This window comes from Streptomyces sp. NPDC005195, assembly GCF_040608315.1.
Taxonomy (GTDB): domain Bacteria; phylum Actinomycetota; class Actinomycetes; order Streptomycetales; family Streptomycetaceae; genus Streptomyces; species Streptomyces kaempferi.
On sequence record NZ_JBEXHZ010000174.1, the window covers coordinates 1 to 4,188 of the forward strand.

The 4,188-nt window shown below is 73.1% G+C and carries 4 protein-coding genes; all 4 read right to left on the minus strand.

From position 1 onward, the window contains the following. Positions 1-93: 93 nt before the first annotated feature. Positions 94-1,581, minus strand: a complete 1,488-nt coding sequence (locus tag ABZV34_RS37420) for a DHA2 family efflux MFS transporter permease subunit (RefSeq protein WP_356287135.1) — start codon at positions 1,579-1,581, stop codon at positions 94-96. Between the two features lie 236 nt (positions 1,582-1,817). After that, positions 1,818-2,288, minus strand: a complete 471-nt coding sequence (locus ABZV34_RS37425) for a nuclear transport factor 2 family protein (RefSeq protein WP_356287138.1) — start codon at positions 2,286-2,288, stop codon at positions 1,818-1,820. A 101-nt stretch (positions 2,289-2,389) separates the two neighbouring features. Further along, a complete protein-coding gene (locus ABZV34_RS37430) occupies positions 2,390-2,959 on the minus strand; it encodes a cupin domain-containing protein (RefSeq protein WP_356287140.1) in 570 nt (189 codons plus the stop codon). Positions 2,960-3,001: 42 nt separating this feature from the next. Continuing rightward, the coding region (locus ABZV34_RS37435; protein WP_356287143.1) for an MFS transporter at positions 3,002-4,188 on the minus strand (1,187 nt) is incomplete at its 5' end.

Here is a 4,188-nt window from a genome sequence, read left to right on the forward strand (position 1 = left end):
GCGGGGCCGCCCGGGGGGGGGGGGGGGGGGGGGGGGGCCCGGGGGGGGGCCCCGGGGGGCCGGCGCGGGGCCCCCGGGGTGGGCGGGTGCGGGTCAGTGCAGCGGGGCCGGGGCGCTCTCCCCCGCCGGTGTGTGCTGCCCGGCCGGGGCGCCCTGCGCGAGAGGTGCGCGGGTGGGCGCGGCGGCGGGGCGGCGGGAGGGGGCGAGCAGCATGGAGAAGGTCGCCAGCGCGACCGCGACGGCGCCCACCCACATGGCGGGGACGAGGCCGTCGACGAAGTCGCGCGGTGAGGCGTAGCCGCCGTTGGCGCTGAAGATGGAGGCGAGCAGGGCGATGCCGAGGGCGGCGCCGACCTCGCGGGTGGCGGCGGTGACGCCGGAGGCGATGCCCTGTTCGTGGTCGGCGACCGAGCCCATGGTGAGGTTCATCAGCGGGGCGTAGAACAGGGCCATGCCGGCGCCGCAGATCATCAGGGAGGGCAGCTGGGCGGCGTAGGAGACGTCCGGTTCGAGGACGAACGCCCAATAGACCATGCCGGCGGTCATCATGGCGAGGCCGAGGGTGACCACGGGTTTGCCGCCGATGCGGTCGGAGACCATGCCGCCGATGGGGGCGACGATCATCGGCATGGCGGTCCAGGCCAGCAGGCGGACGCCGGCCTGCATGGCGGTGTAGCCCTGGATGCTCTGGAGGAACTGGGTCATCAGGAAGATCGCGCCGAACATGCCGACCGACATCAGGGCGCCGGCCAGGTTGATGGCGGTGAAGGCGCGGTTGCGGAACATGCGCATCGGCACCATGGGGTGTTCGGTGCGGTTCTCCCAGGCGACGAACAGGGCCATCACGGCGGTGCCGCCGATCAGTGCGCCCAGGACCTGCGGGGACGTCCAGCCGTCGCCGTGGCCCTTGATGAGGCCCAGCACGATGCCGAACAGGCCGAGGCTGGCCAGGGCGGTGCCGACGGCGTCGAGGCGGGAGTGGGCGATGCGGCTCTCGGCGAGCTTGCGGAAGGACAGCGGGGCCAGGGCCAGGCCGATGGGCACGTTCAGCCAGAAGATCCACTGCCAGGACAGGTGCTCGACGATGGCGCCGCCCACCAGCGGGCCGGCGGCGATGGACAGTCCGTTGACGGCGCCCCAGATGCCCAGGGCGGCGCCGCGTTTCCCGGCGGGCACGGCGGCGGTCAGCAGGGTCACCGACAGCGGCATGATGATGGCGGCGCCGACGCCCTGGACGGCGCGGGCGGCGACGAGTTCGTTGATGCCGGGTGCGAGGGCGGCGGCCGCGGAGGCGGCGGTGAACAGCAGCAGGCCCAGGCTGAAGACCTTGCGGCGGCCGAAGCGGTCGCCGAGGGCGGCGCCGAACATCATCAGGACCGCGAAGGACAGGGTGTAGGCGTTGACCGTCCATTCCAGGTCGGTGAGGCTGCCGCCGAGTTTCTCCCGGATGGTGGGCAGCGCCGTGATGATGACGAGGTTGTCCAGTCCCGCCATGAACGAGGCGAGGCTGGTGGTGAGAATGGCCCAGAAGACCACCCTCTTGGTTTCACCGCCCGGGGATGGGGGGTTGACGGTGCTCATCGAGCATCCTTTCTGGAGGCTGGTCAGTGCGAGATGCTCCTCGCCGTGACCTGTCCGGCCTGCGCCGGCGCAGCCGTCGCCACCGGGCCGGTCCGGCGCCGACGACGCTACGGACGCGTACTCGACTTCTCCTCGAGCCCCGGTGGGCGCCGGTGTGCGGCGGGCACGGCGGCGCCGCGGGGCCCGCGTACCGGTGTCGGTGCGCGGGCGCCGCGGCGTGGGCGGCCGTGGGCCGGTCAGGCGAGCTGGCGCTGGAAGGTGGCGATGTCGAAGTAGAGGGTCTCGTCGATGAGGACGTCGCCGTCGAAGTGGAAGAAGACGGCGACGGGGGCGTCGATGGACTTGCCCCGGTTGGGTATGCCGCGCCAGTCCGCGTGCTGCTTGCCGCGTGCCTGGGCCTCCAGGATCACCGCGGTGGGGGTGTGGTGCACGTGGTGCAGGTCGTGCTCCAGGTCGGGGAAGGCGGCCTTGAGGTCGGCGAAGTAGCCCTTCTTGATGGCTTCTTCACCGATCAGCGGGCCCTCTTCGAAGGCCTGGATGCGGTAGACACCGCCGCGCGGGAAGGTGGCCAGCACGCCGTCGATGTCCCAGGCGATCTCGGCGACGGTGTGCTGCAGGACGACCGCCTCGCGCCTCTTGCGCAGTTCGGCGTCGGGCTGCGGGAGATCCGCGCCGGGCAGAGTGAACTCGTGTGCTTCGGTGGCCATGACCATTCCTCCACGCATCGGCCTGTTCGGTTGCCGCCGACGCTAGGGCGGCGTGCTCGCTCGGCCCTCGTTTCCGGCTCGAACCGCCTGGTGGGGGGTTTTCAGGCGGTGGGCTGCAGGCGGGGGGTGTCCTGGGGCGGGCGGTAGGTGGGGCGGTAGCCGCAGGCCAGGCCGAGCGGGGCCAGCAGCAGGCACAGGCCCATGTCGAGGGGGAAGGGGCGGCCGGTGACGACGCGGTACTCGTCGCGGAAGGCGAGGGCGAGCAGCGGCATCTGCAGGCGGGGGGTGCCGTCGGGGTGCAGCCGGCCTTCGTTGGTCAGTCCCCACAGGGTCTCGAAGACGGTTTCGGTCCGGTAGGCGGGGGTGGTGCGCCAGATGACGCGGGTGGTGCCGGGGCCGGGGTTCCACATGGAGTGGACGGCGCCCGGGGGGATGTGGAAGTCGGCGCCGGGCTCGTACTCGTGGAGGGTGCCGTCGAGCTGGAGGCTCAGGCGGCCGCTTTCCAGGCGCATGTGTTCGGTCTGGCGGGGGTGGTAGTGCTGGGGCGGTTTGATGACGGCGGGCGCGTATTCGACGGCGACCTCGACGTAGGCGCCGTCGGTCTCGGCGGCGGTGGTCAGGAAGGTGAGGGTGTCTTTTCCGAGGCGCAGGGTGTCTCCGGGGCGGGCCATCGGGTGCCTCTTCTCGTCCGGTGCGGGGGGTGGCGGGGTGGGTCAGGCGGTGCGGGTGGTGGTGGGGTGGCGGGGCAGTCCGAAGTAGGCGGTGAGGAGGTTGAGGACGCCGATGCCGGCGGCGATCCAGAAGCCGAGGTGGAGGCCGTCGAGCCAGGCCAGGGCGGGGGCGGTGTGGGCGGTGAGTTCGCTGGTGGTGCGGGTCAGGGCGCTGGTGGCGACGGTGGCGACGCCCAGCGAGGCGCCGACCTGGAAGGCGGCGACCAGGACGCCGGAGGCGATGCCCTGCTGGTGGGGCGGGATGTCGGAGACGCCGTGCACGTTGACGGGGATGCCGCAGCACTGCATGGAGGCGCCCAGGATGAGCAGGGCGGGCAGCAGGTGCAGGAGGTAGGTGCCGTCGGCGGGGGCCTGGGTGAGCAGGAGCAGGCCCAGCAGGGAGCCGGCGGCGCCGGCGAGGTAGACGGGGCGGGGGCCGGCGCGGTGCATGACGCGGGTGGCGGGGGCGGTGACCAGGATGGCGACGACGCCCAGGGGCAGGAACGCGAAGCCGGACTTGAGGGTGGAGTAGCCCAGGGTGCGTTGCAGGTAGTAGCTGCACAGGAAGAGGACGGAGGCCTGGACGGCGCTGGTCAGGACGCGGCCGAGGCCGGCGGTGGCGAGGGAGCGGGTGGCGAACAGGTGCAGCGGCATCAGCGGGTCGGCGGCGCGGTGTTCGACGAGGACGAACGCGGCCAGCAGGGCGAGGGCGGCGGCGGCCGGGGCGAGGACGTAGGGCGCGGAGGCGGCGCCGTGGTCCTGGATGTTGACGATGGCGTAGACAAGGGCGGCAAGTCCCGCGGTGACGGTGGCGGCGCCGGCGAGGTCGGGGCGGGAGCCGCGGACGGCGGTGTCGGGGCGGCCGCGGGAGAGCAGCAGGACTCCGGCGACGGCGACGGCGCCGAAGGGGAGGTTGATGTAGAAGATCCAGCGCCAGCTGAGGCTGTCGGTGATCAGGCCGCCGGCGATGACGCCGAGGGTGCCGCCGAGGCCGGCGAGGGCGGCCCAGACGGCGAGTGCGGTGGTGCGTTCGCGGCCGCGCGGGAAGGTGGTGGTGACCAGGGACATCGCGGCGGGTGAGAGGAACGCGGCGCCGCAGCCCTGCAGGGCGCGGGCGGCGATGAGCAGGCCGGCGTTCCCGGCCAGGCCGCACAGCAGGGACGCGGCGGTGAACAGCAGGGCGCCGAGCA

Bases quoted from the DNA above. Each gene is read 5' to 3' on its own strand.
- ABZV34_RS37420 (WP_356287135.1), bottom strand. From the start codon at position 1,581: ATGAGCACCGTCAACCCCCCATCCCCGGGCGGTGAAACCAAGAGGGTG.
- ABZV34_RS37425 (WP_356287138.1), bottom strand. From the start codon at position 2,288: ATGGCCACCGAAGCACACGAGTTCACTCTGCCCGGCGCGGATCTCCCG.
- ABZV34_RS37430 (WP_356287140.1), bottom strand. From the start codon at position 2,959: ATGGCCCGCCCCGGAGACACCCTGCGCCTCGGAAAAGACACCCTCACC.